A 2,080-nucleotide genomic window follows, 5' to 3' on the forward strand; every position below is an offset into this window, starting at 1 on the left:
ACAATATTGAGGAAGAAAATCGTAAAAATTGATAAATAAAATCGTTCCATTTTAGTTTGTTTTAATTGTTGCCAACGGTTTCGTATAACCGTCAGTTACGGGTTAATTTACGCATACTTTTCGGCTTAATACAGACTTTAGCAATTCCGAGTGGATTCGGACGTAGTCGAATCCGCCGTAATTGCGGTTATACATTGTTGTGTGTTCGTACTTTTTTCATTCTATTAAGAATTTCAACTCGTCACAAGTTTTGCTCGGTACAAATTCAGTCAGTTCATAATCTGCCAAATCATTTTTCTTGAAAGGGTCTTTTCCAATAATTTTCTCCAGTTCAAATTTAGATTTGACATTTGATAAAATTATTCCGCCTGTTCTTGGTATTTTCCGTCCTGAAGCAAGGAAATGTCCCAATTCATATTGTTCATTTAGAAAATCAATATGAGCATTGAGAAATTTGTCAATTTTTTCAAGTTCGGTTTTATAAGTCAAGTTTATAATGAACATTTAGATTTCTGTTTTTTGTCCGTTTATTAAATTCAATTTGCGTTCTGTTTGGGTATGACACACAACGGTTTTGTGTAAGAATAGTTGCGTGTTTAAGCACCTAATTTAGCAAAAATAGAACGAACCAGAGGAAAATCCGAAGGATTTTCCAAGTAGGCAAGAACCAAGCAATTATTTTTACACGGTGTTGGCATTTCGTTTTTATTCCTTTTTTAAACTCCAATCTATGTCAAAATAGTCCATTGTGTAATCCACATAATTTTCAGGGACAAATTTCGAAACGTAATTTTCAAAATATCTTTTTTTAAGTCCTAAAGCAAATGTGTCCACAGATTGATTTTCATAGAATTCGAAAGGTTTTATATACGGTATTTTAGTCCATTTAGAATTAGAATTTGGGTTAATCGTATTTACCATTCCAAATGAGTCTTGATTCCGTACAATTTCAAATTTCAGAGTGTCAATTATTTTTCGATTTGAAAAAGGGTCTCTTATATATTGAATCAGAGTGTCATTTTTAAGATTATATGAAGATAAGTAACTCAATCCAGTTTGATTAACAACAACAAACCCTGTGTCCGTAATATGAGCTTCGTAATAATTTTCTCTTTCAGATGAATCCACGTTGTACCAAACTCCATTTAATTGGGTTTTCTCATTTCGGGAACATCCAAATATGATAAAAATTAGGATTAGTAAATATGTTTGCGGATTTTTCATAAATGAATGCCAACGGTCTAGTGTATGATTTCGTTGCGGTTGTGTTTAGCGGAAAGTTAGCAAATAAATCACAGATAGAAAGTCCGCGAGGACTTTCGTAAGTAGGCTATAACTAGCAATGAATTATACACATTGTTGGCGTTAGTTTTTTATTCATTCCAATATCCATTAAAATATTCCAAATCTCCAAATTCGCTCATTTCGTATTTCCAATTAGAGCTATCCAAAATCAAATAGTTATATCCATAAAATTCCGTTTTTTTGGATTCAGAGAATAAGGTCAATTTGTATTGATATGCAGGATGAAAATGAAAAGCTGAATCAAATTGTTTTTCCGAATATCCTCTTATTTTGCTTTTATTCCAGTCAGACGTAAACTTTTGAATTTGTTCTGAAGTTAGTCGTTTAACTTGTCTAATGGTATTTGAATAAATCAATATAGAGTCTACCTTTTTAAATTCAAGCAATTTCTTTGTTGGCTTAATTTCAGACACACGATTTTCGCAGATATTCAAAGTCAAAAATCGGTTATTTTCAGCTTGCCAAGTAAATGTACAGTTGTCCTTTTTAGAAGCGGAATTTCCTTTTCTTTCATTATCCAGATAAACAGAGTATTTGATATAATTCGCTGCGACCATATCAGGACATTTTTGTTTTTTGATTGTATAAATATCTACATTCCACTCTTGTTCAGTTTCACAAGGCCCGAGGCAGGAAGAAAACAATGTCAAAATTATCAGTATGTAGGTTATGCTTTTAGTCATTTTTAAATTAACGCCAACGTGTTTGTGTATGGTTTCGTTACGGAATGACACGCAGTGTTATTCCGACGTAAACCGAAAGATAGCAAAAGTGC

The 2,080-nt window shown here is 32.4% G+C and carries 3 protein-coding genes; all 3 read right to left on the bottom strand.

Annotated features, from left to right (window positions below):
- Window positions 1-216 precede the first annotated feature (216 nt).
- The 3 genes from HM983_RS15715 to HM983_RS15725 all read right to left on the bottom strand — a co-directional run bounded on the left by HM983_RS15715 (window position 217) and on the right by HM983_RS15725 (window position 1,988).
- Window positions 217-504, bottom strand: coding sequence for a YciI family protein (locus HM983_RS15715; protein ID WP_179346698.1), 288 nt, complete (start codon window positions 502-504; stop codon window positions 217-219).
- Window positions 505-705: 201 nt separating this feature from the next.
- The gene (locus tag HM983_RS15720) at window positions 706-1,224 is read right to left on the bottom strand and encodes a hypothetical protein (RefSeq protein WP_179346699.1); all 519 of its coding nucleotides are present in this window, start codon (window positions 1,222-1,224) and stop codon (window positions 706-708) included.
- A 149-nt stretch (window positions 1,225-1,373) separates the two neighbouring features.
- On the bottom strand, window positions 1,374-1,988 hold the full coding sequence (locus HM983_RS15725; protein WP_179346700.1) for a hypothetical protein: 615 nt from the start codon (window positions 1,986-1,988) through the stop codon (window positions 1,374-1,376).
- Window positions 1,989-2,080 lie beyond the last annotated feature (92 nt).

It is taken from the genome of Winogradskyella ursingii (genome assembly GCF_013403975.1).
GTDB classification, from domain to species: domain Bacteria; phylum Bacteroidota; class Bacteroidia; order Flavobacteriales; family Flavobacteriaceae; genus Winogradskyella; species Winogradskyella ursingii.

Coding starts and splice junctions, on each gene's coding strand:
- HM983_RS15715 (WP_179346698.1), bottom strand. CDS start 504: ATGTTCATTATAAACTTGACTTATAAAACCGAACTTGAAAAAATTGAC.
- HM983_RS15720 (WP_179346699.1), bottom strand. CDS start 1,224: ATGAAAAATCCGCAAACATATTTACTAATCCTAATTTTTATCATATTT.
- HM983_RS15725 (WP_179346700.1), bottom strand. CDS start 1,988: ATGACTAAAAGCATAACCTACATACTGATAATTTTGACATTGTTTTCT.